At 68.8% G+C, this 25,887-nt stretch carries 24 protein-coding genes and 2 pseudogenes; 11 read left to right on the forward strand and 15 right to left on the reverse strand.

The genetic code is table 11. From position 1 onward, the window contains the following. Positions 1 to 7 precede the first annotated feature (7 nt). Positions 8 to 256 carry a hypothetical protein gene (locus FNV62_RS52170; RefSeq protein WP_143604859.1) on the reverse strand — a complete coding sequence of 83 codons (249 nt, stop codon included), beginning with the start codon at positions 254 to 256 and terminating at the stop codon, positions 8 to 10. A gap of 390 nt (positions 257 to 646) precedes the next feature. Beyond that, complete coding sequence (locus FNV62_RS52175; protein WP_143604860.1) at positions 647 to 1,621, reverse strand: hypothetical protein; 975 nt, start codon at positions 1,619 to 1,621, stop codon at positions 647 to 649. 60 nt (positions 1,622 to 1,681) lie between these two features. Between FNV62_RS52175 and FNV62_RS52180 the strand changes: the two genes are divergently transcribed. Further along, positions 1,682 to 2,353 carry a TetR/AcrR family transcriptional regulator gene (locus FNV62_RS52180; RefSeq protein WP_143604861.1) on the forward strand — a complete coding sequence of 224 codons (672 nt, stop codon included), beginning with the start codon at positions 1,682 to 1,684 and terminating at the stop codon, positions 2,351 to 2,353. 127 nt (positions 2,354 to 2,480) lie between these two features. On the opposite strand, the gene FNV62_RS56640 is transcribed toward FNV62_RS52180, so the two are convergent. From FNV62_RS56640 to FNV62_RS52200, 4 genes are all read right to left on the reverse strand, one after another. After that, the gene (locus FNV62_RS56640) at positions 2,481 to 2,816 is read right to left on the reverse strand and encodes a transposase family protein (protein WP_164331979.1); all 336 of its coding nucleotides are present in this window, start codon (positions 2,814 to 2,816) and stop codon (positions 2,481 to 2,483) included. Further along, positions 2,719 to 3,045 (reverse strand): hypothetical protein, encoded by a 327-nt coding sequence (locus FNV62_RS56645; protein ID WP_164331422.1) that lies wholly within the window; start codon positions 3,043 to 3,045, stop codon positions 2,719 to 2,721. The genes FNV62_RS56640 and FNV62_RS56645 overlap by 98 nt, the downstream gene beginning before the upstream one ends. 47 nt (positions 3,046 to 3,092) lie before the next feature. Beyond that, positions 3,093 to 3,926: an AAA family ATPase gene (locus tag FNV62_RS52195; protein WP_143630379.1), complete on the reverse strand. Its 834-nt coding sequence runs from the start codon at positions 3,924 to 3,926 to the stop codon at positions 3,093 to 3,095. 232 nt (positions 3,927 to 4,158) lie between these two features. Next, positions 4,159 to 4,830 (reverse strand): amidase domain-containing protein, encoded by a 672-nt coding sequence (locus FNV62_RS52200; RefSeq protein ID WP_164331911.1) that lies wholly within the window; start codon positions 4,828 to 4,830, stop codon positions 4,159 to 4,161. Between the two features lie 438 nt (positions 4,831 to 5,268). Between FNV62_RS52200 and FNV62_RS52205 the strand changes: the two genes are divergently transcribed. From FNV62_RS52205 to istB, 3 genes are all read left to right on the forward strand, one after another. Beyond that, positions 5,269 to 5,466 (forward strand): SOS response-associated peptidase family protein, encoded by a 198-nt coding sequence (locus FNV62_RS52205; protein WP_375336820.1) that lies wholly within the window; start codon positions 5,269 to 5,271, stop codon positions 5,464 to 5,466. 545 nt (positions 5,467 to 6,011) lie between these two features. After that, complete coding sequence (gene istA / locus FNV62_RS52210; protein WP_143605857.1) at positions 6,012 to 7,607, forward strand: IS21 family transposase; 1,596 nt, start codon at positions 6,012 to 6,014, stop codon at positions 7,605 to 7,607. Continuing rightward, a complete protein-coding gene (gene istB / locus FNV62_RS52215) occupies positions 7,604 to 8,377 on the forward strand; it encodes an IS21-like element helper ATPase IstB (protein ID WP_143604865.1) in 774 nt (257 codons plus the stop codon). The genes istA and istB overlap by 4 nt, the downstream gene beginning before the upstream one ends. Before the next feature lie 34 nt (positions 8,378 to 8,411). Here istB and FNV62_RS52220 read toward each other — a convergent pair whose 3' ends face one another. The 4 genes from FNV62_RS52220 to FNV62_RS52235 form a co-directional block, all read right to left on the reverse strand. Beyond that, positions 8,412 to 8,948 carry a GNAT family N-acetyltransferase gene (locus tag FNV62_RS52220; protein WP_143604866.1) on the reverse strand — a complete coding sequence of 179 codons (537 nt, stop codon included), beginning with the start codon at positions 8,946 to 8,948 and terminating at the stop codon, positions 8,412 to 8,414. 431 nt (positions 8,949 to 9,379) lie between these two features. Next, positions 9,380 to 10,882, reverse strand: a complete 1,503-nt coding sequence (locus tag FNV62_RS52225; RefSeq protein ID WP_143630381.1) for an ArnT family glycosyltransferase — start codon at positions 10,880 to 10,882, stop codon at positions 9,380 to 9,382. Between the two features lie 730 nt (positions 10,883 to 11,612). Continuing rightward, positions 11,613 to 11,750, reverse strand: coding sequence for a hypothetical protein (locus FNV62_RS52230; protein WP_164331912.1), 138 nt, complete (start codon positions 11,748 to 11,750; stop codon positions 11,613 to 11,615). After that, positions 11,747 to 11,902: a hypothetical protein gene (locus FNV62_RS52235; protein WP_164331913.1), complete on the reverse strand. Its 156-nt coding sequence runs from the start codon at positions 11,900 to 11,902 to the stop codon at positions 11,747 to 11,749. The genes FNV62_RS52230 and FNV62_RS52235 overlap by 4 nt, the downstream gene beginning before the upstream one ends. Positions 11,903 to 12,565: 663 nt before the next feature. Here FNV62_RS52235 and FNV62_RS52240 point away from each other — a divergent pair. Continuing rightward, complete coding sequence (locus FNV62_RS52240; protein WP_164657680.1) at positions 12,566 to 13,117, forward strand: transposase; 552 nt, start codon at positions 12,566 to 12,568, stop codon at positions 13,115 to 13,117. A gap of 26 nt (positions 13,118 to 13,143) precedes the next feature. Here FNV62_RS52240 and FNV62_RS52245 read toward each other — a convergent pair whose 3' ends face one another. After that, entirely contained in the window at positions 13,144 to 14,358 is a 1,215-nt protein-coding gene (locus FNV62_RS52245) for an SMI1/KNR4 family protein (RefSeq protein ID WP_225900732.1), read from the reverse strand. 384 nt (positions 14,359 to 14,742) lie between these two features. On the opposite strand from FNV62_RS52245, the gene FNV62_RS52250 reads away from it, so the two are divergent. Continuing rightward, positions 14,743 to 15,294, forward strand: coding sequence for a GNAT family N-acetyltransferase (locus tag FNV62_RS52250; RefSeq protein WP_143651765.1), 552 nt, complete (start codon positions 14,743 to 14,745; stop codon positions 15,292 to 15,294). A gap of 700 nt (positions 15,295 to 15,994) precedes the next feature. Here FNV62_RS52250 and FNV62_RS52255 read toward each other — a convergent pair. From FNV62_RS52255 to FNV62_RS52265, 4 genes and pseudogenes are all read right to left on the reverse strand, one after another. Continuing rightward, entirely contained in the window at positions 15,995 to 16,762 is a 768-nt protein-coding gene (locus FNV62_RS52255) for a hypothetical protein (protein WP_143604871.1), read from the reverse strand. Positions 16,763 to 16,885: 123 nt separating this feature from the next. After that, a complete protein-coding gene (locus tag FNV62_RS57360; protein ID WP_263986812.1) occupies positions 16,886 to 17,152 on the reverse strand; it encodes a selenium-binding family protein in 267 nt (88 codons plus the stop codon). 64 nt (positions 17,153 to 17,216) lie between these two features. After that, a pseudogene (locus FNV62_RS58310) lies at positions 17,217 to 18,374 on the reverse strand (selenium-binding protein SBP56-related protein); the annotation flags it as partial. A 607-nt stretch (positions 18,375 to 18,981) separates the two neighbouring features. After that, positions 18,982 to 19,833 (reverse strand): transposase, encoded by an 852-nt coding sequence (locus FNV62_RS52265; protein ID WP_164331915.1) that lies wholly within the window; start codon positions 19,831 to 19,833, stop codon positions 18,982 to 18,984. 320 nt (positions 19,834 to 20,153) lie between these two features. On the opposite strand from FNV62_RS52265, the gene FNV62_RS52270 reads away from it, so the two are divergent. The 5 genes and pseudogenes from FNV62_RS52270 to FNV62_RS52285 all read left to right on the forward strand — a co-directional run bounded on the left by FNV62_RS52270 (position 20,154) and on the right by FNV62_RS52285 (position 25,309). Further along, a complete protein-coding gene (locus FNV62_RS52270; protein WP_143651769.1) occupies positions 20,154 to 20,873 on the forward strand; it encodes an IS6 family transposase in 720 nt (239 codons plus the stop codon). Between the two features lie 778 nt (positions 20,874 to 21,651). Beyond that, a complete protein-coding gene (locus FNV62_RS52275) occupies positions 21,652 to 22,341 on the forward strand; it encodes a ScbR family autoregulator-binding transcription factor (protein WP_144316281.1) in 690 nt (229 codons plus the stop codon). 794 nt (positions 22,342 to 23,135) lie between these two features. Beyond that, complete coding sequence (locus FNV62_RS56650) at positions 23,136 to 23,480, forward strand: helix-turn-helix domain-containing protein (protein WP_225900733.1); 345 nt, start codon at positions 23,136 to 23,138, stop codon at positions 23,478 to 23,480. A gap of 158 nt (positions 23,481 to 23,638) precedes the next feature. Continuing rightward, positions 23,639 to 23,842: a hypothetical protein gene (locus FNV62_RS56660; protein WP_225900959.1), complete on the forward strand. Its 204-nt coding sequence runs from the start codon at positions 23,639 to 23,641 to the stop codon at positions 23,840 to 23,842. A 592-nt stretch (positions 23,843 to 24,434) separates the two neighbouring features. Continuing rightward, a pseudogene (locus FNV62_RS52285) lies at positions 24,435 to 25,309 on the forward strand (AfsR/SARP family transcriptional regulator). Positions 25,310 to 25,887: the final 578 nt, after the last annotated feature.

Genomic DNA, 25,887 nt, shown 5'->3' on the forward strand with positions numbered 1-25,887 from the left:
GGTGCGGTCATTTCCCGCGGACATCAGCGATGTCCTTTACATGCTCACTGCTGCTGAAACCGGTCAACAACGCTGTCGCCGAAAGCGAACAGAGCCAGAACTCCCGTTGGTCGGAGTGCGCTTCCAGCCCCCAGGCGCGCAGTAGGTCGCGCGGGAAGGCATTGAAGAGCTGTCCGCGGCGCGTTTCCTTGCCTCGGGGCATGCTCTTCAGCTGCTGGGAGCGAATCAGTAGGTCACGCAGCTCGACGTCGCTCACGGCGGTCATTCTTCCGGCCCGGCAGCTACTGTCCGCAAACCGATTCCCGTCGTTGCATGGTCGGGAGATCAGAGGCGGTGCGGGGTCGTGTGGCGGCGAGGCTTCCAGGCGGGTGTGGAAGAGGGGCGGTTCGGTCGGTTGGTCCCGGGCGCCCTTCCTGGTCTGGTGCTTGCCCAGAGCTGTGGGTGGAGTCCTCCTCGTCTTGCTCCTCTTGCCCGTGCTGTGCAGTGAGCATCCGCCAACTTGAAGTTGCAGGTCAAAGAGCTGGTGTGCCGGTCTGTCGGGGCACTCCTTCTGGTCGTGGACAGCAGTCCGCGGAGTAGATCGTTCGTCAGCGTGGCTCTGTTCACTTGAGAATTGACAGCACCGCGTCTCCTGGTGGCCGCAGCGTCACCGAGCCGAGGTAGCCGGCGGGCTGCCCAGTTCCTTGATCAGCTGCCGGTAGGTCGCGAAGGCTGGCTTGGGGGTGTAGTCGTCGCGCAGCAGGCCGAAGTGGTGGAAGAGCCCTTCGGCGTTGCTGTCGGCGTCCCGCAGGGCGAAGAGCGAGTAACCGTCGATGTTCAGGTCGGAGGCGAGGCCGGCGACGGTGCGGATGACGGTGTCGAGAGTGGCGGCCTGTCGCTGCTCGGCGCGGCCGGGGCCGGTGGGCCAGCCGTTCTCGCACACGCGGATCGGGATGGTGTCCGGGATGCCGGCCTGCGGCAGGCTGGTGCGGCGGAACGCTGTGAGGACCGCGGTGACCGCGCCTGCCAACTGGTCGGCGGCGACGGGCCGGAACACGTCCGGGAAGAAGTCCAGGCCGACGTAGTCCAGGCTCTGCCGGAAGCGTGTGTCGGCCAGGGTGCCGAGGTCGGACCAGAAGGTGTCGGACGGGTCGAAGGTCGGTACGGCGTTGAAGCCGACTGCGACATGGTGGCCGAGGGAGCGGGCCTCCTCTTTGGCGGCGATGACACCTTGGGCGAGCGCGTTCAGGACGTTGGGGGTGCTGCCGTCGACTGAGGGGAGGTTGAGGTTGGGCTCCTCGCAGATCTGGAAGGATGCCAGCTCGGGTCCGCCGGTCCGGACGGCCTCGCGGACGAACTCCGGCCAGCCGTCCAGATCGCCGGAAGGCTCGCGGAACTGCAGCACGAGGTCCAGGGTGCGCCCGCGCTGGAGGCAGGCACGCGGATCGGCGGGCGTTGGCGGCGGCGGTGTCACGGTGGCGGTGAACGAGCGGTAGGCGCGCACCGCCAGCGTGTCCGCGTCGCCTTGGAGTTCGTCGAGGGCCTCGTTGATGCGGTCCGGCTCGTCCGGTCGGACCGGATGGATGATGCCCTGGTCGTCACCCAGGATGCCACCGGGATAGATGCCGAAGGTCATGGTCATGAGCTCCCCCAAAAAATCTTGGTGTCACGCCAAATTTGTGGTGACACTACCATGTGAGGCATGGGCCTTCGAGAAATCAAGAAACAGCAGACCCGCACGGCGATCGCCGACGCGGCCCTGCCGCTGTTCCTGGAGCACGGCTTCGACCAGGTCACGGTCGCCGAAGTGGCACGGCACGCGGGCGTATCCACCAACACCGTGTTCAACTACTTCCCCGCCAAGGAAGACCTGATCTTTGACCGCCAGACCGAGGTCGAGAACCACCTCGCCGCCCTGGTACGCGACCGAACCCCGGGAACCTGCCCCATCGAGGCCGTCCGCGACGACCTGCTCTCCGCCCTGCGGCAGGACCACCCCATGCTCGGACTCCAGCCCGGGGCGCCCGCGTTCTGGCAGGTCATCGAGGACAGCCCGGCCCTGCGCGCCCGCGAACGCGAGATCGGCGAACGCATCGAGGCCGCTCTGGCGACCGCTCTGACCGAACATCCGCCGAACGCCGCAGACACACCCGGCGATGCCGGCTACGCGTTGCCCGTACTCGTCGCGGGAGCCATCGCCGGAGCGCACCGCGCCGCTCTGCGCGAGCTCCGACGACGCATCATGTCCGGCAAACCGCCCGTGCCGGCCCGCGATGCCGTCGCCTCGGCGGCCCTCCAGGCATTCAACCTGCTCTGCTCCGGATTTCACGCAGGTGGAGGACGGGCGTCCCAGGAGCCGCAGTTCCCGCAGTGAGAGCACCCGAAGCGGAGCCCCGCTGACACAGGCGCTGCCGAACCCGCGGACAGTTCGATTCGCTCCTCGGTACCAGCTTCCTCCCAAACCCTTGGGCATGTGCTGTCCATCTCTCGGACAGAGCCAGTCAGTGGTTGACTTCAAGGTTTGTCAGGACGAGAGGGGCGCGCAGGAGGCGCGTGGCGCGGTCGGGGTTGGTGCGGAGCTTGGTGAGGGTCCGCCAGTTCTTGAGGTGGGCGAAGCCGTGTTCGACCGGTGCGCGTCCGACGGCGAGGACTCGGTTGGCGGTCTTCTGGCCGGGGGTGAGCTTGTGGGTGCGGCTGGCGTGGAAGCCGGTGACGATCACGGGGTCGAGTACGTCGTTGTCAGGGCCGCGGAAGCCGAGGTCCGCCAGCGCCCCGAGGCCTGCGGCGCGTAGGCGGGCCAGGATGTGGTCCTGGCGGGCGGCGGTAGTTGCGGCGATCGTCCTTTCCGGTGCGGCGCTGGGTGGGGATGAGGGTGCCGTCGATCAGGACCACCTCCCCGCCCTGCTTGGCGACCTTCTTCAGGGCGCGGTCCAGACGCGGCGCCTGGGCGGCGAGCAGCGTGATCAGCTCGTCACGCCAGCGGCGGACGGTGGACTCGGACACGTCGTTGCCGCCGGCCATGTCGACCAAGCGCTGGTCGTGACGCAGTACAGCCAGGACGATCACCGCGACCTTCCCGGGCGGCAGGATCCGCCACCTGGACCGTATCGCCTTCAGATGGCGCCGCAGCAGATCGGCGAGGTGGTTGACGGTGCGCGTGGACAGCGGTAGACGGCACTGGTAGGCAAGCGGGCATGTGTCCTCGGCGCGCTGTTGATTTCCAGGATGCGTTCGATCTGATCGACGAGCCGGGTGTTCAGGCGGAAGTTGCCGTTGGTGATGCGGGGGACGGCGGCGACGGCTTCGGTGGTGGCGTAGTCGTCGGTGTTGTCGAGGCGCAGGTGGGGCCAGTGGCGGGCCAGGACGAATGCCGGTTCGTCGGCCGACAGGGGCTTGTAGTGGTGGACGAAGCCGACGCGGGAGTACAGCTGGGGGTAGCGGGCCAGGCGTTTTTCGATACCGGGCATGCCGATGAGGATGAGCCCGATGCCGGTGCGGTCGTGGTGGTCGCGCAGTTGTTCCAGGGCGGCGGTCTTGAGGCGGTCGGCTTCGTCGACGATGAGCAGTTCGGCGTGGTCGGCTCGGCCGCTGGTGCTGTCGGTGGGGTCAGTCCCACCGCGGCCGGTGCTGAGCATGAGTTCGACGGTCCAGCCGAGCCGGTCGCACAGGTAGGAGATCTCTTTGTCGAGGTGGAGCGGGGTGGAGTGGACCTTGGGGGTGTAGAGCACGGCGCGGGCGGCCGGGACCTCGCCGACCGGCGCGTCGGTGGGGTCGGTGCCGGTGGCGCGGGTGCCGGAGAGGCGCGGGGCGAGCTGGTCCCAGCGGGTGTACGCGCGGGCGGACTCGGTCTTGCCCACGCCGGGGGCGCCGAAGCACAGGCCGACGTAGCGTTTACGCCGGACGGCGTCGGCGAACTCCAGGAAGCGGCGGTGTTCTTTGGTCGCCATGACCGGGGTTGGCAGCCGCGCGCGGGGGATCGTCGTCTGCGGGTCTGCTGGCGGGGGCCGGTCGCTGCGGGTCCGTCATGTCGATCTTCGTGTACGCGAACGATCGTTTACGTACGGCGGGCAAGCGTTGGAAATTCGGCGCCTGCTACCGCAAGGCCCTCTCGGTTCAATACCGGATCCGCCTCGAAGACGGCCCCGGATCGACAAGATTGATCACGACATCACACAGGCCCTAGGAGGGGTGGGCGTGACTGGCGTGGGATCGGATGAGGTCCGGGTCGGAGGGCGGCTGAACGGCGGGCTTCTGTGATTTGATCACGCCTGGATCGATATGGATGACGTGGGCGTATCCGTTCGCGTCGAATTTCTGGTACGTGCGTCGGTAGTGCGCGGTGTTGTGGGCGTCGACGGTCGAATCCGCGTCGCCTTTCACCTCTTGCGCCACGAGACCCGTGTGCAGCTTGTCCGAGTAGTCCGAGTTGAAGATGACCACCACGTCGCCGGGCCGAGCCTTGGCGGGATCGTCGCCGACATCCGCGCCGAGATCGTAGTCCATGATGAAGTCGTAGAGGTTTCGGTAGCCGAAGACGTCCGAGATCAGCAGGAGATCGTATTCCTTGCCATTCGGTGCCTTGTAGTGGTAGTAGGAGTCCTGAGGATCATCCGGTTTCAGTCCGGGGACGAGGCCGCCCGCGGCAAGGGCGCGAGCAACGAACTCGGCGCACTCGAAATAGGGCTGTGCCTGGCCGTCCTTCGCCCGGGGGGTGCTGTCGTCCCATGTGGTCCAGTTCCAGTGGGCGTCCGCGTACTGGACGGCCGCCTCGCGCCATTTGTCGGAAACCCGGGCGGTTTTCAGTGTTTTCTGGTTCCCGACTGGAACCGCTTGCACGGGGTCGGCGCTCATTCCCAGAAGTGCAACTCCCAGGGTGATGGCGGGAAAAGAGCGAAGGGATTTCCCCAGGAAGGACATGGCGGTCACCTCTCGGCAGTTCCAGGTATCGCGCGCGGTCGTACACTCGTTCGGGTGACATGCTGCCGCGCCTCACGACGATCTTGTCCGCGGAGCAACCTTTTACTAGGGGCCGGATCGAAAACTCACTCGGTAGGCCGAAGGAAATCCCCTCCGCGTACTGTCTCCGTGTCGACGAGGAGACCACCCGGACGGACCCCACAACCACACCCAGCTCGACATCTGGGTCCTGGACGACAAGGGCAGCGCCGCCGTCACGCCCGGACAGCCGGGCTGACGACGGCGCTCAGCTGTTCAGCGCTCAGCCCGCACTCACAGGCAGACGCCAAATACCGCCGGTACATCGACAAGCAATTGGAGTCACACCGCCGCATGCCGCTCGCCCTCACACCGGACCACTACGACTCCTGGCTCGACCCCCACCACCAGGACCCCGACGAACTGCGGGCGCTGCTCACCCAGCCCGCCGACGGCCACCTGGACGCCCGGCCCGTCTCCACCCGTCAACAACGTCCGCAGCAACGGCCCGCAGTACCCGAGACATACGGAACATCCCGGGAGTTCCCCTGAGACCCGCTGAGTCCCTGGCCCCGTGGCCAGTGGTTCTTCCTTGAACCCTCGGTGACATCGCTGCCGCGACGGTCACCGAGGCCGTTGCGCACGGTGCCGGGTGGCCCGGAGGTGTGTTCCCTCCGGGCCACCCGGCCTCTGCACAGCCGCTGCCTTCCTGGCCGCCTACACGAACTCGCTCTTGTAGAAGACGCTGGACTGCCGCACGCCGTCGGTGTTCGAGTGGAAGCCGAAGGCTGTCAGCGGTCAAACAATTCCCCACGATCTGCATGATCAGCGTCGCGTAATTCCCCACCTTGGCGGTCACGATTCCCCATGGAGACGCTGACCGTTGATGGTGCTCGTGACCGCTCTCGAACTGGCCCGGTATTCCCTGTTTCGGGTGGTTTGAGTCACTGTTGGATCTTTCTTGCGAATCCGTCGAGTTCCCCATGGGCATGCCGGTGCCGGGTTGAGGGTCCTGGCCCTCTCGGAGACGTCGCGGTCCCTCGACCTGCGAACCGAGAGGTCCACGGACACACCGGATGGCAAGGAGAACGTTCACCGTGGTCGACATCGTCGAGATCTACGTGCACTGGTACGCGGGCCGCTCGAAGAGTCAGGTGTCCGCCTCGCTGGGGGTGGACCGCAAGACGGTCAGGAAGTACCTGGCGCCGGCGGAGGAGGCCGGGATCGCCCCGGGCGGGCCGCCTATGAGCGACACGGACTGGGCCAAGCTGCTCAAGAACTGGTTCCCGGAGCTGGCCAGCCGGAAGCTGAACCAGGTCCGGTGGGGAGAGATCGAACCGCACCGCGACTACGTCAAGTCCCTGCTGGAGACCACGACGGTCACCACGATCCATCAACGGCTGCGGGACGAGGGCAAGCTGAGGGTGTCCTTGTCGACGTTCCGCCGCTGGGTGCACGAGAACCTGCCCGACGAGGCGGCACGCTCGAAGGTCACGGTGCTGAGGGATGATGTCGAGCCGGGCTCGGAAGCCCAGATCGACTACGGCTTCCTGGGACAGTGGATCAACCCAACCACAGGGAAACGGCACCGGATCTGGGCGTTCGTGATGGTCCTGCCCAGCTCACGGCACATGTTCGTCCGCCCAGTCGTCCACATGGACCAGCACGCCTGGACCCTCGCGCATACGGAAGCCTTCCGCTTCTTCGGTGGTGTCCCGCGGCGCCTGGTCCCGGACAACCTGAAGACCGGGGTGGACAAGCCGGACCTCTACGACCCGCAGATCAACAGGTCATACGCCGAACTCGCCTCCTACTACGGGACGTTGGTGGATCCTGCTCGCGCGTCGAAGCCGAAGGACAAGCCCAGAGTGGAGCGGCCCATGCCCTATGTCCGCGACTCGTTCTGGAGCGGGCGCCAGTTCACCTCGCTCGAGCACATGCAGGCCGAGGCCCTGCTCTGGGCAACGAATGTCGCAGGCCGGCGGCAGTGCCGGCCGCTGGGCGGCGCGAAGCCGTTGTCGGTGTTCGAGGCGGTGGAGGCCAAGGCCCTCCTCCCTCTGCCCGAGACGCCGTTCGTACTGGCGAGATGGTCAACTGCCCTGGTGGGGCCGGACATTCACGTCAAGGTCGGCCGCACCCTCTACTCGGTGCCCTGGAAGCTCATCGGCCGCCGGGTCGATGTCCGCTCCACCGCCACCATGGTCCAGATCTTCCACGAGGGCGAACTGGTCAAGACCCACGCCGCCCTGGAACAGGGCAAGCGCACCGACAAGAACGACTACCCGCCCGAGAAGATCGCCTTTCAGATGAGAACACCGATCTGGTGCCGCGGCCAAGCCTCGCAGGTCGGCGATGCCTGCCGGGAGGTGATCGACCAGCTGCTGGAAGTCAACGCCCTCTACCGGCTCCGCGCGGCCCAGGGAGTACTCGGACTGCGCAAGAAGTACGGCGACGCCCGTCTGGAAGCAGCCTGCAGAAAGGCGATCACGGTCGGCGACCCGTCCCACCGCACCGTCAAAGGGATCCTGGTCGCCGGCACCGAGACCGATCCGGAGCCGGAGACCGGCGACGCCGGAGCCGCGGCCTTCCTGCATGGACCCGAGGGCCTGTTCGCCGCCACCGTCCCCACCCAGTCGCCCGGCGACGTCCACGACGACCAGGACCACGGTGACGCCGAGGAGGCCGTGCGATGAGCGTGATGACCACCGCCCTGCGCGACTCGCTCAAGACCCTGCGGCTGTCGGGGATGCTGGAAACGCTCGACGCCCGCCTCACCCAGGCCCAGAAGGGCGAACTCGGACACCTCGACTTCCTCCAGGTCCTCTGCCAGGACGAGATCACCCGCCGCGAGTCCGTCGCCCTCGAACGGTGCCTGCGCAGAGCGAGGTTCGAGCAACAGGCCACCTTGGAGGGCTTCGACTTCAGCGCCTCCCCGAAGCTGCCCGCCGCTCAGATCCGTGACCTCGCGGCCTTGCGCTGGCTCCACTCCGGTGAGTCCGTAATTCTGTTCGGACCCGTCGGCGTCGGGAAGACACACGTCGCCCAGGCACTCGGCCACCAGGCCGTCCGCCAGGGCGCCAACGTCCGCTTCGCCAAGACCAGCCGGATCCTGGCCGAGCTCGCCGGCGGCCACGCGGACCGCACCTGGGACAAGCGCATCCGCGAACTGATCCGGCCCGACGTGCTCATCCTCGACGACTTCGCCATGCGCCAGCTGTCCCCGTCCCAGGCCGACGACCTCTACGAACTCGTCTCCGAGCGGCAAGGCAGGTCCCTGATCATCACCAGCAACAGGGCACCCAGCGACTGGTATCCGCTCTTCCCCAACCCCGTCGTCGCGGAGTCGCTCCTGGACCGCCTGATCAACGCCAGCCACCAGGTCATCATGAACGGCCCCAGTTACCGCCCCAACAAGCGGCCCAGGAACCTCGTGGACAAGCCTGCCAAATCTCTGGCCAAGTAAGCCGAGCACCCCTACGAGCCTGGGGCGGGAGCGGCTATCCCATCCCAGCCGGTGACATCAATCTGCCGAACCACTGCTCGGCGCCGTAGTCCTCAAACCGCTCTACCTCGATGAACCCCAGCTTCGCCGCGAGGCGCATCGAGCGGACGTTGGCAGTCTGGGTGGCGAGCACCACTGGTTCGCCGGGAAGCGCGCCGGCGAACCAGTCGAGTGCCGCTGCGCATGCCTCGGCGGCATACCCGCATCCCCACGCCTCCGGCAGGAACAGGTAGCCGAGCTCGGCCTCCCCGGCAGCCTGACGAATGTGCCCCGTTGCTCTGGTGAGCGTGATCTGGCCGATCATCGCTCCGTCGAGATCGACTATGAAAAGGCCGGGGCGCCCGCTGGGCGCCCCGGGCATCTCGCGCTCGAGTTCGTCACGCGGTCGAGGGCCACCGAGGTAGGTGCCCACCTCTGGTGAGGCCAGCAGCTCGATGACCGCCGCACGGTCCCGGGCCTCGGGCTCACGGAGCACGAGTCTCTCGGTCCTGATCGGGGCAGGTGGCCAGGAGACGGGTCCAAGATCAGTCATGCTGGCCAGCCAATCAGCAGGCTCGGCAGCGATCAAGACCAGCGGACCGATCGAGCCACCGGCCCGGGCCCCACGCCCACCGACCTTCGACCTAGGACCGCAGCAGAACGGAAGGCCGAGCGGGGACATGGCCTGATATCCCCGACGCCCCAGGGAGGTGGGGAATTACGTGACGTTAGCCCTGGGGAAAATCGCGATCGTCGACACTTCGGAGCCTCGCCCAGGAGACGGGCGATGCGCTCGTCGATCCGCCGCGCGCGGGCCGGGACCAGAGTGAAGGCCTGTCCGCTCTCAACGAAGCGGTCCACGACGCGCTCCGCGCGCAGTTCCAGCTCCAGATCGTCGTCCAGACCGTCCTCCTCGCCGGGTGTCCGCGTACGTGTAGGAGTAAAGAGCGACTTACGGGTGAACGTGCAGAGGAACCTGGCTGCTCAGTATCGGCGCAGCAGCGGCCAGAGCACGGGCCATGGCCGGTCCGGCCCTGCGCAGAGCACCACGGCCGCGTGCTGCTCCTGGTTCGCGGTGCCGTGCCCGTTGTCGACGCGCGCCACCGTGTGGCAGGCGGTGAAGTGCTCCTCCAACTCGGGATAGTCCGCCGGGTGGACGAGCAGCACCGGACCGGTGGCGGTGGCCGACGGCGGGCCCCAGGCGTGCAGGCCCATGTGGCCGGAGTACGGTGCGGGCAGGCCGAGGCCGGGCCCGTACCGTGCGATGGCCCCGGCCTCTCCGTAGTTCGCGGTCAGCAGCACGGCGGTGGCCCGCTGGTCGGCGGGGATCGCCTCCCAGCCGGTGGCGGTGGCGCGTGCGAGCTGTGGCCAGCCGACCTCCTCGCCGAGGTCGGGGTCAACGGCCATCGGCACGGTCAGCGCCGACGCGGGCAGCACCGGCAAGGCGGCAAGGGCGCTGGTGAGCAGGGCCGCGAGCAGTCCGCCTGCCAGCTTGGCGCGGTGCTCGCGGATCCAGTGGGCGTAGGGCTCGCAGCCAGCGGCGCTGATCGCGTACAGCAGCGGAATCGGGTAGTACCCCTTGCCGCCGCCGGCCAGCACCAGCAGGCAGAGCACCACCCAGGCCACCGCGACCGGTCGGGCCCAGCGCAGCTCCGGTCGGCGCAACAGCCGGCTCAGTCCGGTCAGCCACAGGGGTGCCAGCACCGGGGAGAACTGGAGCAGTTGCATCGGCAGGACGAGCAGGCGTCCGCCGATTCCGACATCGGCGCTGATTCCGTGAGCTACCGTCAGCTCGGGCCAACCGCGCACGGCCTGCCACCACAGGGTGGGGATCGCGAAGGGCAGCGCGACGAGGACGGCGGTCAGCGGGCCCAGCAGCGCGCGTGGACGCGGTACGAAGAAGCCGCGCGGTCCGGCCGTCAGCACGCCCAACGCCAGGGCCGGCAACAGCCCCAGCACCAGCAGCTTGTTCAGCAGCGCGATCCCAACCAACGCTCCCAGCGAAGGCCACCAGCGGAATTCGCCCGTGCGCAGCAGTCGGAGCGTCAGCAGAATGATCGCCAGCCAGACCGTCAGGTCGAAGGTCGCGGTGGAGAGCAGGTGGCCGATTCCGAGCGTATAGCCCGAGCAGGCCGCGGCTCCTGCCGCGAGTACCTGCCCGCCATGTCCGGCGCCCAGCTCTCGGGCGATCAGCGCCGTGAGCGTGATCGTGACCGCGGTGAGCAGCGCGGGCAGGATCCGCACGCCGGTCGGGGTGGAGCCGAAGAGCTCCGCGCCGAGCCTGGCCAGCAGCGGGGTGAGTGGTGGCTGGTCCGGGTAGCCCCAGGCCGGGTGCTGGCCGACGAGCAGGAAGTACAGCTCGTCGCGGTGGAAGCCATAGCGGCTCGACAGTGCGATCAGCAGCGTCGCGGCCGCAGCCGCGATCCCCCCGACCGGCCCGGCTGCGAACAGCCGCAGGCGCGGCTGCGCATCCCCCCGAGTGTGCATGTCGGCATTCTGACAGTCCAGACGGGGCCGGAGAAGGTCCCAGAAGACGATGGGTCGCTCTATGCCGGTGAGCCTTGGGCTCCTACAGACGGCTCTGTATGTTCGCTTGTACCTACCTCTGCACATGGACTCGTATGCCGACACCGGGTAGAACGAGGGCATCGACTGCGCCGCGGAAGGCGGCGCGGACTGTCGCTTCGGGCACCGGGTGTCCGTCGGCGAACAGGAGGAGTGCGAGGTCTGTCGGCCGTTTGCCCCGGCCGGCACGGCGGGCGAGCGCGAGGACGAGATCGAAGCTCTCGGGCGACGGGGAGGACGTGCTCCCTCTGCTGCGGCCGAGACCGCCGCCGGGCACGTTGCCCGGAAGCAGGCCGGCCCGCCGCCAGATTTCGAGCCGCTTCGCCGTGACGACCAGGTTGTGGCGCGCCGCGTGGTCGATGAGCTGCCGATGAGCAGCACTGGGACCGTCGTTGGAAGGCCTGACCAGGAACCTAACGGTGCCCTCGCAAGGGCCAGACCGGTTTTAGAGACCCCCCATCTTCGTCCGGTCCCTGTGCTACCCGTCACCTGAAATGGCAGTCGAACGGCAGACGAATGGAGGCGGCTTCGCGCTGTTGGGCTGCGACACGCGAGCGCACCGAGCGGTGCCGCTCGGTGTCGAAGGCTGCTTGTCCGGCCCGTCGGCGACTGCCTCCTGGGGTTCGCCTCCGTCCTCATCCTCGCGGTTGTCTCAGGTGTCCTTCCCGCCGGGCAGGAGCTGCAGGGCGGGGGCGGGGCGAACTCGCCCAGCTCCAGGGCGGCTTCCCGCCAGCTCCAGCAGCAGTTCGTAGGCCGGGCCGAAGGCGGGGTTGGGCCGGGCTCCGGTCACGGCGCCTCTGTCCCGCGCTCGGTGTCCGCGGTGCCCAGATACGGCGGCTCCTGGTCGTGGGCGGGCCGGATGCCGCAGGGGCCGGGTGGGCCGGGCTCGGTCAGCCCGGGCAGCGTGGCACCGCCCTTCGGCCGGTGCGGTCCCGGGATCATGATCAGTCCTCTTCCTGGATGCCAACACCGTTGCGTTAACGCTGTGACCTGCGGGGCAAGGGGGTTGGGCGAGGCAATGGGACTCCTGTAGATCAACGATCGGCGAGAAAGTCGATCAAGGTCAGGGGTCCCGATGCAGGAGAAGTCTGTCATCACGTCTACGGTCGAGACAGCCGCGGGGTGTTCGCTCCGGGGCACCTGGGCGAGTTGACCCAGATCGTGAACTTCGCGTTGGTGGACGCGGTGCTGGAGGAGAGCGGTCGGCGCGAGAAGCGGCTGCGGCGAGTTCGGCTATCCGCTGCTGCGGCTGCTGGCCCTGATCGAGTGTGGCACCCGAGCGCTCATTACCGCCGCCTTCGGACCGGAGTCCGAGCGAGAACTCCCCTATGCCAAGCGGCTTCTGCCTGCCCTGGACAAGACGATGCTCCTGCTGGCCGACGCGGCCTTCGACGGCAACGAGTTCCTTCATACCGTCCATCAAAGCGGGGCGCGGTTCCTCGTGCGTTCCGGGGCCCGCCGTGTCCCCACCTCCGCCGAGCACCTGGGCGACGGTTCCTACATCGCCCGCATCGGCTACGGCGTCCTCCGGGTACTGCTGCCGGTCCGCGTGATCGAGGCGACCCTCACCGTCACCCTGGCCGACGGCACCGTCCGCACCGAGCAGTGGCGGCTGATCACCAATCTGCTGGACCCCGTTATCCGGCCACCGAGCTCGTTGATCTCTATCACCGCAGGTGGCAGGCAGAAACTGCATATTTTTCGATCAAGGCCACGATGCTCGACGGCCGTGTCCTGCGCTCCCGCAGCATCGACGGCCTTGACCAGGAGGCCTACGCCCTGCTCACCGCTTACCAGGCCCTGATCCGCGCCGGCGACGACGCCCTGACCGGACGGCCGGACATACCCATGGAACGGATCAGCTTCACCGTCCTGCTGGCCGCCGCAACCGATACCGTCACCGCGAGCCATGGAATCTTCCCCAGCACCCTCGTCGACCTGGTCGGCACGATCGGCCGCGCGGGCCTGGGCGACCTCCTGCCCGCCCACCGACGGCAACGGGTGAAGGCCCGCACCCGAAAGAACCCCACCAGCAAGTACGGCCCGAACGCGGGACAATACCCCCACAAGGCCCAGAACTACACCGTCCGCACCACCGTCGCGTTCTTCGCCCACGGCCTCCAAAAGCCGCTCATGGCCCTAACGCAACGGTGCTGAGGCCCCAGCCCGTCGTCTTGGGGTCTTCACCACGGCGCGCCCGGCCCGAACGGTTCGAAGAACATGACGTCCAGCGGATGCAGGTCCCGGCCGGTCAGACCGGGGAAGCCGGATTCGGCGGGGCCGCCGCGCAACCACGTGAGCAGGGTCGCCGTGAAGTCGCCTGGCAGGGGCGGTCCTTGGTCCCAGTGGCGTGGGTCGACGGCTACGCGCCATGTCTCGGGCGGGCCGTCCGCGCACCAGCCGATCTGGTCTCCGTCGATCGTCGACGCGAACGGCAGGAAGCCGCCGGGCTCGGGCCACGCGGGCATCGGGTAGTACTGGGGATGGGCGGCGCGCAGTTGGCGGTATCCGTCAAGCATGCCCTCGACGGTGGCCGCGAGCCCCTGCTCCCGTGGCCGGTCCAGGGACAGTGGGGCGCTCATGTCCAGCCACCAGCTCCAGTTGCCCGCCCCGTACCGCTCCGCGAGCGCCACGAAGTCCGGAGGCAGCCGGGTGCCGAGCCGCTCGAAGACCTGCTCCCATGTGCCCTCGCCCAGATACGGCTCCAGGGGCGGTGGAACCAGCGCCATGACGGCGTCGAGGCCCGAGCCCTCGGTGAGCGCCGCGTGCTGCCGCGCGTCCACGGCGGTGCCCGCAGGTGGTGGCGACCAGGGTGCGGCCCCGGCCAGCGGCGGCCAGACCCGTATCTGTGAGGACAGCGGGCCCAGCAGCCCGCCGGGCTCGCCCGGGTGCGGCACGCCGGTGCGCAGCAGCGTGAACAGCAGCTCCAGGAACGGGACTTCGTAGTCCACCCAGGGCTCGCTCACCCCGACTGCCACATTCGTGGTCATGAGCGTGACCGGCCACTCGTCGGGGTCGTCCGACGCGCCCGTGTTCCAGAAGAGGTGGTCGCCGCTCCTCGTCGTGGCGAAGGCGAGCAGGCCGCCCTCCTCGGGCAGGAAGGGGCGCCGACGCGCGGTGAACATGCCGGGCCGGATCGCCGAGTGCCGGTGCGTCTCGACGATCCATGCTGCGTACTCGAAGCGGCCGTCGGTGCTGACGCACGGGGGGTGCAGCCGGATCGCCGCACCCGGGCCGCCTATCTCGGCCGCACCGTACGCCGACACGAGCGCCTTGTAGTCACCGGGCAGCGGGGTGCCGAGCCAGCCCTCGACCGCCGCCCAGTCGACGGCGGGCGCCGGGCCGGGCGGCGGTCCGACGAGACCTGTGAACGCGGTGATCCGCGCAGAGTGATCCATGGAGCCGAGGATGACATCCCCCACCGACATTGAGACTGGGACCTGGCACCGCTCGGGGGTCTGACCCGCCCACTGACTGACGCTTCGGCCCTCCTCGGGTTGAATCGCTCGGCTCACGGGCGGTGCCACAGCACGCGTGACCGGCCGGGCTACCGTGACCTCATTGCCTCGCCCAACCCCCTTGCCCCGCAGATCACAGCGTTAACGCAACGGCGTTGACGCCAGAAGGGATCGCTGATCGCCTGCGGGGCTGGTCAGGGCATCGGTGAGGTAGGTGACGGCGTCGTCCAGGTCCTCGTGGGCGAGGACTCGGCGAGAGGAGAACTCCGGGCTGGGACCTCTTCCTTCGGATCACCCCCACGGGCGTGCGATAGGTTGCCCGCCATGACCGAGCTCGGACCCGTCGCCTGGCCACCTGTTCCGATCAGGTCCGAACGGCTCGTACTCCGCGAGTCCGAGGCCCGTGACCGTGCGGCGTTCATCGAGCTGTTCGCCTCGCCAGAGGTGCGCACCTACCTCGGTGGCCCTCGACCGCGTGATGAGCTCGAACGCGCAGTGCCCGAGATACCCGGGCGGCGCCCTGGCCTTTTCGTGGTCGCTCTCGACGGAGCGATGATCGGCACGATCACGCTTCTCGATCGGCGCGACGCGGAGCGTCCGGGACACGTTCGTCTGGAGGCCGGGGAGGCCGAGCTCGGCTACATGTTCCTGCCGGAAGCGTGGGGATGCGGGTACGCCGCCGAGGCGTGCGCAGCGGCACTCGACTGGTTCGCCGACGCGCTCCCCGGCGAGCCGGTGGTGCTCTGCACCCAGACCGCCAACGACCGCTCGATGCACCTCGCGGCGAAGCTGGGGTTCACCGAAGTGGAGAGGTTCGAGGAGTGGGGCGCCGAGCAGTGGTTCGGCGTGTGGTCCTTGGTCACACCGTTCGGTTGAGCTAGATGATCAATTCCAAGGGATGCCTGCGGACGGCAGCCGACGGAATTCGCTGACCTGGTCAAATGCGGCTCTGATCATGTGTAGGTCCCGAGATGAGCCAGGGGGATTCCCAGCGAGTCCATGTGGCTGGGTTCCGCGGGCGCGGCGCCTGCCGTGGTCAAAGGGGGGCGGCGGACCTGCTCGGAGAGCTGGGGGTAGGATCCGCGAGCGGAGGTCCTTGCCACCACGAGCGCCTACTACCGCGACTCCTGCGGCCAGCGCCTGCGCGCGTTCGACGGGCACGTCCTTGCCGACAGCATCACCCGCGGCTGGGGCCGGTTCGTCGCCTATCCCACCCGCACCGAATGGCAGATCCGCAGCGTTTCGGAGGACACCCCCGGCGCCCTCCCCGTCACCTGGATGTACGCCCAGGACGGCCACACGCAGGACCTCGGCTTCGATCGCTGCCCGGCCTGCGGACGCCCCAGCCGCGGCCTGGACTACCACTCCGAGACCGGGGAGCGCGTACACGTCTGCCCCTCACCCGACTGTCGGCACCAGTGGCCCATCGCCGATGCCCCGAGCTCCGCGACTGCCGAGTATGGCTTCGCTCACTTCCAGTGACAGCGTCTATCGATGAGTTGCAGCAGCGGTTGGCGATCCAAGGGCTCTCGGATGTTCATGAGAAATGTCATCGCCCTCGTGTGACAGGTCGCGTTCAGCGGTTGACTGTCCCGACAAGGACAAAGAGCGCGGTGAGGACGGCCGCGAGAGTCATCGCCATCACAGCCGGGACCCCGAGAACTCGCCGGTCCACGGGCCGCTGCTGATGGGCGAGTGCGAGCGCCACCCACGCCGCCTGCGCGAGTACGCCGCCAACGAAGGCGAGCAGCAGCGGCATGATGCCGTCCGGAATGGGCAAAGCGCTCGCCACGAAGGCTCCCGCGACCGGGCTCAAGCAGGCCAGCCCGATCCACGGAGCCACGCGCCGCCTCGGTTGCACCCCCAGCAGGGCGGCCAGCGCCAGGCCCTCGCTGGCAGCGTGCACGAGGAGCGCCGCCACCACGGCGACCGAGGCGGTCAGCGCCAGGGTCGACCCCTCCAGGAAGCGGTGCAGAGCGAGCCCTGATGCCGCGCCGACGCCGCCCGCACGACCTGGCCTGCACGGGCAGCCGATACGGACCACGGCACCCATCACCCCGTACGAGGCGAGCGCGGTGACCGGCACCGCCCACAGCGGTACGCCGGCCTCATGGGCCTCGTCCCACGCGTCGGGCAGAAGATCGAGAACCGCCATGATCAGCAATATCCCTGACGCGGCGGCCAGCAGAAGCGCCGACCGGCCGGATCCGCGCCGTGTTAGCCAGGCGCCCACCACAGTGGCCACAGCCACCAGCACCACGGCCACCAGCGTTTCGGTGGAGGGCAGCTGCCACCCGGTTGCGTCGTCAGTGTGCGCGCCTGCTGCGTAGAGCACGGAGGACATGTCCCTCCGAAGGTGGCGGGCTTACGTGTGCAGTGCCCGGGCGAACCGGCTCCGTCGGATGTGCTCGGATGCGACCCGCCGCTGCGCCGATATGTGCCGCCAAATCCTCGGCGCACTCCGCATCTAGCGGCCCCCGAGCCGAGTCGGAACAACACGACCTTCAGCAGGCCCTCGCGGAGCACAAGCGGTCAGCTGCGGTAGCAGTACGAATCCGGAGGCGTCGCCGCCTTGCAGGCGCGTCTGGTGCACGCGCAAGCCCAGGAAGTCCGGGCCGTGCGGGTAGAAGCGGCTGTCGACGGAGAGCCCGCCGTGCGAGGTGTCGGCGTCGAGTTTGACCATCCACGGGTCGATGCCCGCGGGATAGAACTGCGCGTCCCAGGCGCTGTACAAGGAGTTCGTCAGGGTACACGCGCCGCCCATCGCGGCTGAGCTCGACCATCTGCGCTCCGCCGGTCAGCGGAGTGTCCGGCTCGGCGGGATGCGGCTGTCGGCTGGCGATGCCGCCAAGACGCACGGACGCGGTCTGCCTCGGATGGAACGGGTCGCTCACGTCGTACTGGTGCAGATCGCCGGTTCCCCATGTGGATACGTACAGCCATTGGTCGTCCACCGACAGGTCGATGTCGGTGATAAGTGGGGAACGGCGCCGAACGGCTGCAGCGCCGGAGGCAGGTCCCCCGCTTGCGCGGGCTCGGCAGAGATGGTGATCACCTTGCGGACCACGAAGTCCTCGCCCTCCCGGTTCCACAGCCACCCGACGCCGACAGGTCCTCGACGTTGACCACGGCGTGTGCGAACCCCACGTTGCCTCGGGGTCGTGCGCGGGACGCAGCTCCAGCACCATCTGGTTCTCGTCCCCCAGATCGACGCGCTGCAGGTGCCGACCGGAGTCCAGCTCCCAGAAGTGCAGCGAGTGGCCGTACTGGCGATCCAGCAGCAGTTCGGGGACGAGGCCGTCCTCGTACATCGAGGGGTGCCCCACTCGCTGGTCACGGCGATGTTCTGGCGCAAATGCCACCAGAGGTCGTAGGCGAACCGCTGCGGTCCGCGGTCACTCTCCCAGGCGCGCAGCACTTCGAAGCTTTCGTGGTCCAGCAGCGCGACGCCGCCAGGCCCGTCCGCACCGTCCGCGCCGCCCAGGCAGGACAGGAACACCCGTCGGGACCGCAGTGGAGTGTGTGCGGACGCGAATATTCGGCCTTGTCGGCCAACTCCTCGGACTCGACCACCTTGACCAGGCGCGGGCGGGCGGGATCGGGGCCGGTGTCGAAGATGTGCAGCCGGGAGGAGCGCAGTCCCGGATGATGAGGTAGCGCCGCGCAGCGTGATGATGACCGGCATGGGCCAGCGCGCTCGAGCAGGCGTTCCAGCCGAAGTGGTGCAGTTCGTTGCCCAGGCCAGGCAGGTCGGCGCGGGAGATCACGCGGCCGTATTCGGCGGATTCGGGATCGGTGCCGACGGTGAACAACGCGTCCGCCCGCTGTGCGGCCGGGTCAAAACCGACGACATAGGCGAGTTTCTCCGGGGGCGCGGCGACGGCATCCGCCGGAGTGCGGTACAAGGTGGGGTCACTGTGGTCGTCGCGGTCGTGAGCGCGCTCAGTCGTCCTCATGGCTGTTCCTTACTCCCGAACGGGAGTCTGGATCCGGGGGACTTCCGAGAGACAGCCGGACTCAACCGTTCGAGATCGATGTCCCGACGCAGGACAGATATGCCATAAAACGAGCGTTTCACAGTCCCGGAGCCCTGCCAAGCCGACAGCGCGGGGGCGCGGACCGCCTCAACGCGCGGCTCGCTTCCGGCATGCCCGATAGCGACGGCGCCGAGCGGACACGGGCCTTCCGGCCGCCTTGCCAGTTGACCGTGTCAGATGCCGCTCGCTGATCCGGCCTGATAGACCAGACAGGACCTGGCGGGCCCGGCAGTGACAAGCCGGTGGAAGATCCGGTGATCGTGTGCCGCTGCTTGCGGGGCGCGTCGAGGTCCGTCCGCAGTATCCTGTCGATCACCGACGCTCGAGCTCCCGCATCTTCGTGCCGCCACGGCGATCACGTCGGATCGCCGCGTGCAGCTCGGCCTTCGAGATCCGCGCGAGCATCCGATGCTCCCCTGGCAAGAACTCCAGCGCCTTCAAGAATCGTGAATATCACCCCCGTCGTTGATCTGGGCGCCTCCCAAACCCGGGCTCTGGCTCAAGTTTTGGATGCTGTTGGTGATCTCTAGGTCGGCAGCCTTTGGCAGAGCCGCTTGAAGTGACTGGGTGGTCGTGGCGGAGAAGTCGGTGTGGTGCCGGGCGGGAAGCAGTCGCTGAGTCGGACGATGTTGGTTCCGGCGGCTGTGAGGACGTGTTGGACGTGTGTCTTTGCCAGGCCGCGGTAGCGGCAGTGGCGCAGGCCATGAGCGTGGACCGTTTCTGAGACAGTGGCCTCGCAGCCTGCTCGGATGGCATAGCGCTGCTGCCAGTTGCTGGTCTTCTGGTCTTTCCTGACCTGTGACTGGAACTTCTGTTGGGGTTCGGGCAGCAGGAGGATGTGGCGCCCTTTGCCCTCGACGTTGCCGGTGCACTTCAGGCGGTCCTCGCATTCCCGGCATGCCTTGCGGGGGAAGAGAACGGACAGCCGGGGATGTCCGTCGCCCAAGGTGGGTTTCCATGACGGGCTGGTGATGCCGTTCGGGCAGGTGAGGGTGCGGTTGTCCCAGTCGATGTGGAAGTCCTCTTTCGTGAAGCCCGGCCGCTGGGCGGCCTGCGGGTCGTCACGGACCGGGCCGAGCAGCGGGATGCCCCAGGTGAGGGCCGCGTGGTGGATGCTGTCCAGGGTGACGTAGCCGCCGTCGACGACGTGCTCGAGGGGCTGAAAGCCCTGGCGGGTGAGCTGGTGGTGGATGTCGTCGAGGGCATCGATGTCCTGCTGCGGCGCCGGCCGGGTGAGGACCTGGACGATGATGTTGGGGCCCAACTCGTCACAGGTCTCGGTCTGGTGATCGCGATAGCCGATCCAGTCGCGCTGGCCGGCCGCGGTGACCTTCTGGCTGTAACGGGCCTCGGGATCGTGCGGGGTGACGATCTCCATCGTGGACCACGGAACCCGTGCCGAAGCAGGATCGGGCCGGCCGTCTGCTGAAGTTTTGCCTGTGTTCCTCTTCCCGGTCGCCCTCCGGCTGGCCCGGTCACGGGTCGACTTCGCTGCCCGCCAACAAAGTTGGCCCGCTTCGTCGTGCCAGTACTGCTGGACCCAGACCTGCCGCAGGACCTGCACTGACCTCAACTCCCGCAGGTAAGGCGGGGCATCGTCGTGATAGACGGCGTGCAGGATATGCATCCCGGGCGCTGTCACGTTGGCTGACCGGGTGGGATGATCTTCTGGTTGATCATGCTGGGAGGGGGTCGTCCGTGGGGAGCGCGTCACCGTCGTACAGGGGGCACCGGTACCCGGTCGAGGTGATCTCGCACTGTGTGTGGCTGTACTTCCGCTTTCCGCTCAGCTTCCGCGGGGTCGAGGAGCTGCTGCTCCAGCGCGGCGTCATCGTCTCCTACGAGACAGTGCGCCGCTGGTGCGCCAAGTTCGGCCAGGCCTACGCGAACGGACTGCGCCGCCGCCGGCCCCGGCCCGGAGACAAGTGGCACCTGGACGAGGTGTTCGTCAGGATCAACGGGGAGCTGAAGTACCTGTGGCGGGCTGTCGACCAGGACGGCAACGTCCTCGACATCCTCGTCCAGATCCGGCGGGACAAGGCCGCCGCTCGACGCTTCTTCCGCAGGCTGATGAAGAAGACCCGGGCGGTGCCGCGGGTGGTCGTCACGGACAAGCTGCGTTCCTACGGTGCGGCCCACCGTGAGGTCATGCCCTCCGTCGAGCACCGCTCCCACAAGGGACTGAACAACCGGGCGGAGAACAGCCACCAGCCCACCAGGCAGCGTGAACGCGCGATGAAAGGCTTCCGCTCCGTCGGCGCGGCCCAGCGGTTCCTGTCCGCGTTCAGCGGCATCTCACCCCACTTCCGGCCCCACCGCCACCTGATGACCGCATCCCAACACCGAGCCGAGATGAACATCCGCTTCGCCATCTGGGACCAGATCACCGGCGCTGGCAGCCGGCCCACCACGGCCTGATCAAAAGCCCGGACCGCGGACCCCACCACGCCCCGACACGCCATCAGACACCCACACACCCAACAACGTGACAACGCCTCGGAGTGTGCTTCCAGCCCCCAGGCGCGCGGTAGGTCGCGCGGGAAGGCATTGAAGAGCTGTCCGCGGCGCGTTTCCTTGCCCCGGGGCATGCTCTTCAGCTGCTGGGTGCGAATCAGTAGGTCGCGCAGCTCGGCGTCGCTCACGGCGGTCATTCTTCCGGCCCGGTAGCTACTGTCCGCGACCGGTTCCCGTCGTTGCATGGTCGGGAGATTAGAGGCGGTGTGGGGTCGTGTGGCGGCGAGGCTTCCAGGCGGGTGTGGAGGAGGGGCGGTTTGGTTGGTTGGTCCCGGGGTGCTCTTCGTGGTCTGTTGCTTGCCCAGAGTTGTGGGTGGTGTCCTCCCAGTCTTGCTCGTCTTGCTTGTTTTGTCGGTGTTGTGTAGTGGGGTCCGGTCGGTTTCCGGGCGTCTGTGTAAGCGTGGCGGCGTGCGTGGTGTGGGAGCGGGGCAGCGCCGGTGGTGGTGGTGTCGTCGTGTGGGTGGTGGGGGTTGAATCGGGTCGTCCGGTTGGGTGGGGTGGTGGTGGTGGGTGGGTGGGGGTGTTTGGGCTGGTGGGGGGTGGGTGGGTGGTGGGGGTGGTTTTGGACGTTGGGTGGGGGGGGATGCCTTGGGCCTTGTGAATATACGGACTAGATGGTTTGGTTTGGGTTGGTTGCAGGGAACATGTTGTGGTGGGTTGTGGGTTGGTCTTTGGAGGTTTTGTGGTGCGGCAGGAGCGTGCGGTGCGCACGCGGCGGTTGATTTTGGATGCGGCGGCGTCGGTTTTGATGAGCGGTGGGTATGAGGCGGCGACGATTGGTGAGGTGTTGGCGCGGGCGGGGGTGACGAAGGGGGCTTTGTATTTTCATTTTCCGTCGAAGCGGGCGTTGGCGGAGGGGGTGTTGGGGGAGCAGTTTGCGGGGTTTGTGCTGGCGCCGCGGGTGAGTAAGTTGCAGGAGTTGGTGGATATGGGGTTGGCGTTGGCGTATCGGATGCGGCGTCGTCCGGTGGTGTCGGCGTCGGCGCGGTTGTCGTTGGGTCAGGAGATGGGGGCGGTTTTCGGGACGTGGACGATCCGGACGTGGCTGGATGCGACGGAGCGGGTGTTGCGGGAGGCGCAGGAGCAGGGGGAGTTGTTGCCGCAGGTGGATGTGGCGGAGAGTGCGTGGGTGTTCTCGGCGGCGTGGACGGGGGTGCAGGTGTATTCGCACACGTTGTCGGGTCGGGAGGATCTGGAGGAGCGGGTGTGTGCGCTGTTTGAGCATCTGCTGCCGAGTGTGGCGGTGCCGGCGGTGCTGGGGAGGCTGGTGATTGATCCGGCGCGGGCTGCGGAGGTGGCTGCGGAGGGTGAGCGGCTGGCTGCGGAGGCGGGGGAGCCGGCTGGTCTGGACGGGGTCGGCGCCCCGGCCTGACCCCGGCCCGCTTCCCCCCGGCCCGGCCCATCCGGCCCGGCCCATCCGGCCCGTTTCCGCCTGGCCCGCCCGGCCCGTTTTCCCTGGCCCTGCCCTGCCCGGCCCGGTCCGTTCGGTCCGTCCGGCCGGCCTGCCTGGCCCGCCCGGTCCGTCCGGCTGCCTGGTCTGCCCGGGCTGCCTGGTCCGTCTGGCCTGCCTGGTCTGCCTGTCGGGGCTGGCGGGTTCTGTCCTGGTGTGCGTGTGCCGTCCTTGTGTGTCTGTCCCCGGCTTTGGTTTTTCTCGTCCTGGTACTAGCCCTGGTACTAGCCCTGGTCCTGGTCCTTGGTCCTGGGTCCTGGTCTGGTGTGGGGTGGGGGCTCCGGTCGGGTGCGAGCGGGTGTTGAGTGTGGCCGCTGATGGTGGGGGCGGGCGTGTGGTGGCGTCCCCTGTGGTGGTGGCGCGGGTTTTTTCCCGCCCGGCCGGCCCGCACACCCCGGTAGCAAGACCCCCGCACAGCCGACGGCACAGACCAGGCACAACAACGGCACGGACCAGGCCGGGCCAGGCGCAACGGATGCGGTGGGGTGCGGTCTGGTGGCGGGGCCGGTGGCGGGGTGTGGCGGTGAGGGGTCTTGCCGGCGGGGTCCGGCGGCGTGGTGTCTGGGGGTGTGGGGGGCGGGTGCCGGCGGGTTTGTCTGGTGTTTCTGTGCCCGGGGCAGGGGCCGGTAGCGGGGTGGGTGGGCTGCTGTTTCTGGGTGTGTGGCCGGGGGCTGGGAGGGGTCGGGGTGGGGTGCGGACCGGTAAACATACCGCGCATGCGGTTTGGTAGGGTGGGGTGGTGGGCCCGGTGTGTCCGGGGGTGGTGGTGGGCTGGGGAGGAGGGTGGGGTGGTCAGGCAGGTGCGGGCGGTGCGGACGCGTCGGGCTCTGGTGCGTGCGGCGGCTGAGGTGTTTGCGGAGGACGGGTATGCCCTTGCCTCGCTGCCGGTGATCAGCAGGCGGGCGGGTGTGAGTACCGGGGCGCTGCATTTTCATTTCCCGAGCAAGGATCTTCTGGCGCGTGAGGTGGAGGCGGCGGCGACGGTGTCGGTGCAGCGGCTGGTGGTGCGGGAGGGGGGGCGGGGGCGGGGGGCTGCAGTTGCTGGTGGATGTCAGCCGTGATCTGGTGGCGGCTCTGGCGGTGGATCCGGTGCTGCGGGCCGGGTTCGAGCTGGGTGGTGATCCTTCGCGCAAGAGTGCGGAGGGGCCGGGCGGTGGTGGTGTGAGTGGGTGCATGCGCTGCTGCGTGAGGCGCAGGGTGCGGGGAGCTGGCGCGGGGGGTGTCCCCGGAGGCGGCGGCGGTGGCGGTGGTGGCCTCGGTCGCCGGGTTCGGCCGGCTTGCCTCCCGTCACCGTGTGCGTTCCTCGTCCCGTCTGCTGGAGCAGTTCTGGGCGCTGCTGCTGCCCGGTCTCGCGGCGCCCTCGCGCCGGCGGCCGGTCCTGCCCGGTCCCCGGGCCGCCGGGACCGACCGCACCCCCAGGTAAACAGACCGCATGGTCCGGCAACGGGGAAGTCAAACCGCTGGCGGGACGGCCGCGGCAGCCGGAATCCCACCCGGTTGGTCGGCTTATGTGCCGGAAGCCGGATTCCCTCGAGGGGGTCTCGAGCACCGGCGGAGAGAAAACAAGACGCCCGGTTTGAGATTGACATACCGTCCATGCTGTTTTTTACTCGGTGTGTCGGGTGGATCCCGGACGGCGGGCGCGGCTCACCCGCCGCCGGCCCTCCGGCGGACCAGGACCCGGCAGCATCGGAGCCCTGCGCGGTCCGAGGCCCGGCGGTATCGGGGCCTGGCGGTATCCGGGGCCTGGCGGTCCGGGGTCCGGTGGTATCCGGGGCCTGGCAGTCCGGGGCCTGGAGGTGTCGGGGTCTGGAGGCGTCGGGGTCCGGCGGTATCGGGGTCTGGCGGTCGGGGTCTGGTGGTGGTGCTGGTGGTCCGGGAGTTCGGGGCCGGGGCCGGTGTCGTGTGGGCTGGGCGGGTTCCGGGTGTGGGGTTGGGCCGGGGGTTTTGGGGCCTGGGTGGTGATGGGATCCGAGGGGTTCGGCAGACCGCAGTGGACGGACAGGGGAGACGGCGTGGACACCGACATACTCGGCACTCTTGCGGTGCGGGAGAAGGGCATTTCGATTGCTCCGACCGCTCCCAAAACCCGCGGCAGGTGCTGGCCCTGCTGGTGGTGCAGGCCGATCAGATGGTGCCGGTGGGCATGCTGAGTGAGGAGTTGTGGGGCAGCCGGCCGCCCCGTAGTGCGCGGCCCACGCTGCAGACGTACATTCTGCAGCTGCGGGAGCTGATCACCGCGGCGCTTGAGCCGGATGCGGCCGATGCCCGTACGGCCAAGGACGTGCTGCTGACCGTGCCGGGCGGCTATCTCCTCAAGAGCGGCGGGGGCGGCAGTGACGTGCGGGAGTTCGAGCGGCTGGCCGGGCTGGGCTACCGGGCGATGGACGCCGCCGACTTCCCGGAGGCCGCCCGGCAGCTGCGGGCCGCGCTCGCGCTGTGGTCCGGGCCGCCGCTGGCCGATGTGCACGCCGGGATGCACCTGGCGACCCAGGTCAAACGGCTGGAGGAGAGCCGGCTGTGCGCGCTGGACCAGCGCATCGAGGCCGATCTGCGGCTGGGCCGCCACCGTGAGCTGCTGGCCGAGCTGACCGTGCTGGTCAGCCGTTATCCCACCCACGAAAGCCTGTGCGGGCAGTACATGCTGGCCCTGTACCGTTCCGGGCGCCGGGGCGAGGCCCTGGACGCCTACCAGCGGCTGCGCGCCACTCTGGTGCGCAGTCTGGGCCTGGAACCGTCGGCGGCGCTGAGCAAGCTGCAGCGTTCCATCCTGATGGCCCGGCCGGACGGCTCACCCGCCACCGCGACCGCGACCGTCCCCGGTTCCGCCGGGCCGGGCTCCACGGGCAGTGGCCCCGCCGGGACCGGACGCCTCGCCCCGGTCGGCTGACCCCCTTCGCCTCGGCCGGCTGGTCTGCTCGCCCCGCTCCGCCCAGGTCCCGGTCCCGTCCGCCGGGACCTGGCGCATGCCCCGGTCCCGCCCCCCGCAGGCCCCCGTACGCCCGGGTTTGCGGCTGTGCGGGCCGCCGCCCGGCCCTCACCCCGCCCCGTCCGGCCTGTGCCGTCCGTCCGGCTCTCTGCTCTGTCCGGCCTGTGTCACCCGGGCTGTACGGGCTGCCCGTCCCGCCCGCCTTGCCCGTCCCGCCTGTCTTGCCCGGGCTGCTCATCCCGCCCGTGCCGCCCGTGCCGTCCGGGCTGTCCCGCCCGTGCCGTCCGGACTGTGTGTCCCGCCAGGGCTGCGCGTGTTGTGCGGGCTGTGCGTGCCGTCCGGGCTGTGCGTGTTGTGGGGGCTGCTGGGGGCGGTTGTGTGGTTCGTGGCGGCTGCGGTGGATGGCGTTCGGTGGGGTGGGCGCTGTCGCCCGGTCGGTGCCGCGGGGGTGCCGGCTGGGTGGTGCCGCGGGGGTGGCGGGCCGGGTTGCGGGGCCGGGGGTGCCGGGCGGCCCGGGGGTGCCGGGGGGTGGGGGTCTG

The sequence above is a fragment of the Streptomyces sp. RLB3-17 genome (assembly GCF_007113425.2).
In the GTDB taxonomy this organism is placed as follows: Bacteria; Actinomycetota; Actinomycetes; order Streptomycetales; family Streptomycetaceae; genus Streptomyces; species Streptomyces mirabilis_D.

Bases quoted from the DNA above. Each gene is read 5' to 3' on its own strand.
- FNV62_RS52175 (WP_143604860.1), bottom strand. From the start codon at position 1,621: ATGACCATGACCTTCGGCATCTATCCCGGTGGCATCCTGGGTGACGAC.
- FNV62_RS52180 (WP_143604861.1), top strand. From the start codon at position 1,682: ATGGGCCTTCGAGAAATCAAGAAACAGCAGACCCGCACGGCGATCGCC.
- FNV62_RS52195 (WP_143630379.1), bottom strand. From the start codon at position 3,926: ATGGCGACCAAAGAACACCGCCGCTTCCTGGAGTTCGCCGACGCCGTC.
- FNV62_RS52200 (WP_164331911.1), bottom strand. From the start codon at position 4,830: ATGAGCGCCGACCCCGTGCAAGCGGTTCCAGTCGGGAACCAGAAAACA.
- FNV62_RS52205 (WP_375336820.1), top strand. From the start codon at position 5,269: ATGCCGCTCGCCCTCACACCGGACCACTACGACTCCTGGCTCGACCCC.
- istB (WP_143604865.1), top strand. From the start codon at position 7,604: ATGAGCGTGATGACCACCGCCCTGCGCGACTCGCTCAAGACCCTGCGG.
- FNV62_RS52220 (WP_143604866.1), bottom strand. From the start codon at position 8,948: ATGACTGATCTTGGACCCGTCTCCTGGCCACCTGCCCCGATCAGGACC.
- FNV62_RS52225 (WP_143630381.1), bottom strand. From the start codon at position 10,882: ATGCACACTCGGGGGGATGCGCAGCCGCGCCTGCGGCTGTTCGCAGCC.
- FNV62_RS52235 (WP_164331913.1), bottom strand. From the start codon at position 11,902: ATGATCCCGGGACCGCACCGGCCGAAGGGCGGTGCCACGCTGCCCGGG.
- FNV62_RS52245 (WP_225900732.1), bottom strand. From the start codon at position 14,358: ATGGATCACTCTGCGCGGATCACCGCGTTCACAGGTCTCGTCGGACCG.
- FNV62_RS52250 (WP_143651765.1), top strand. From the start codon at position 14,743: ATGACCGAGCTCGGACCCGTCGCCTGGCCACCTGTTCCGATCAGGTCC.
- FNV62_RS52255 (WP_143604871.1), bottom strand. From the start codon at position 16,762: ATGTCCTCCGTGCTCTACGCAGCAGGCGCGCACACTGACGACGCAACC.
- FNV62_RS52265 (WP_164331915.1), bottom strand. From the start codon at position 19,833: ATGGAGATCGTCACCCCGCACGATCCCGAGGCCCGTTACAGCCAGAAG.
- FNV62_RS56650 (WP_225900733.1), top strand. From the start codon at position 23,136: ATGCGGTTTGGTAGGGTGGGGTGGTGGGCCCGGTGTGTCCGGGGGTGG.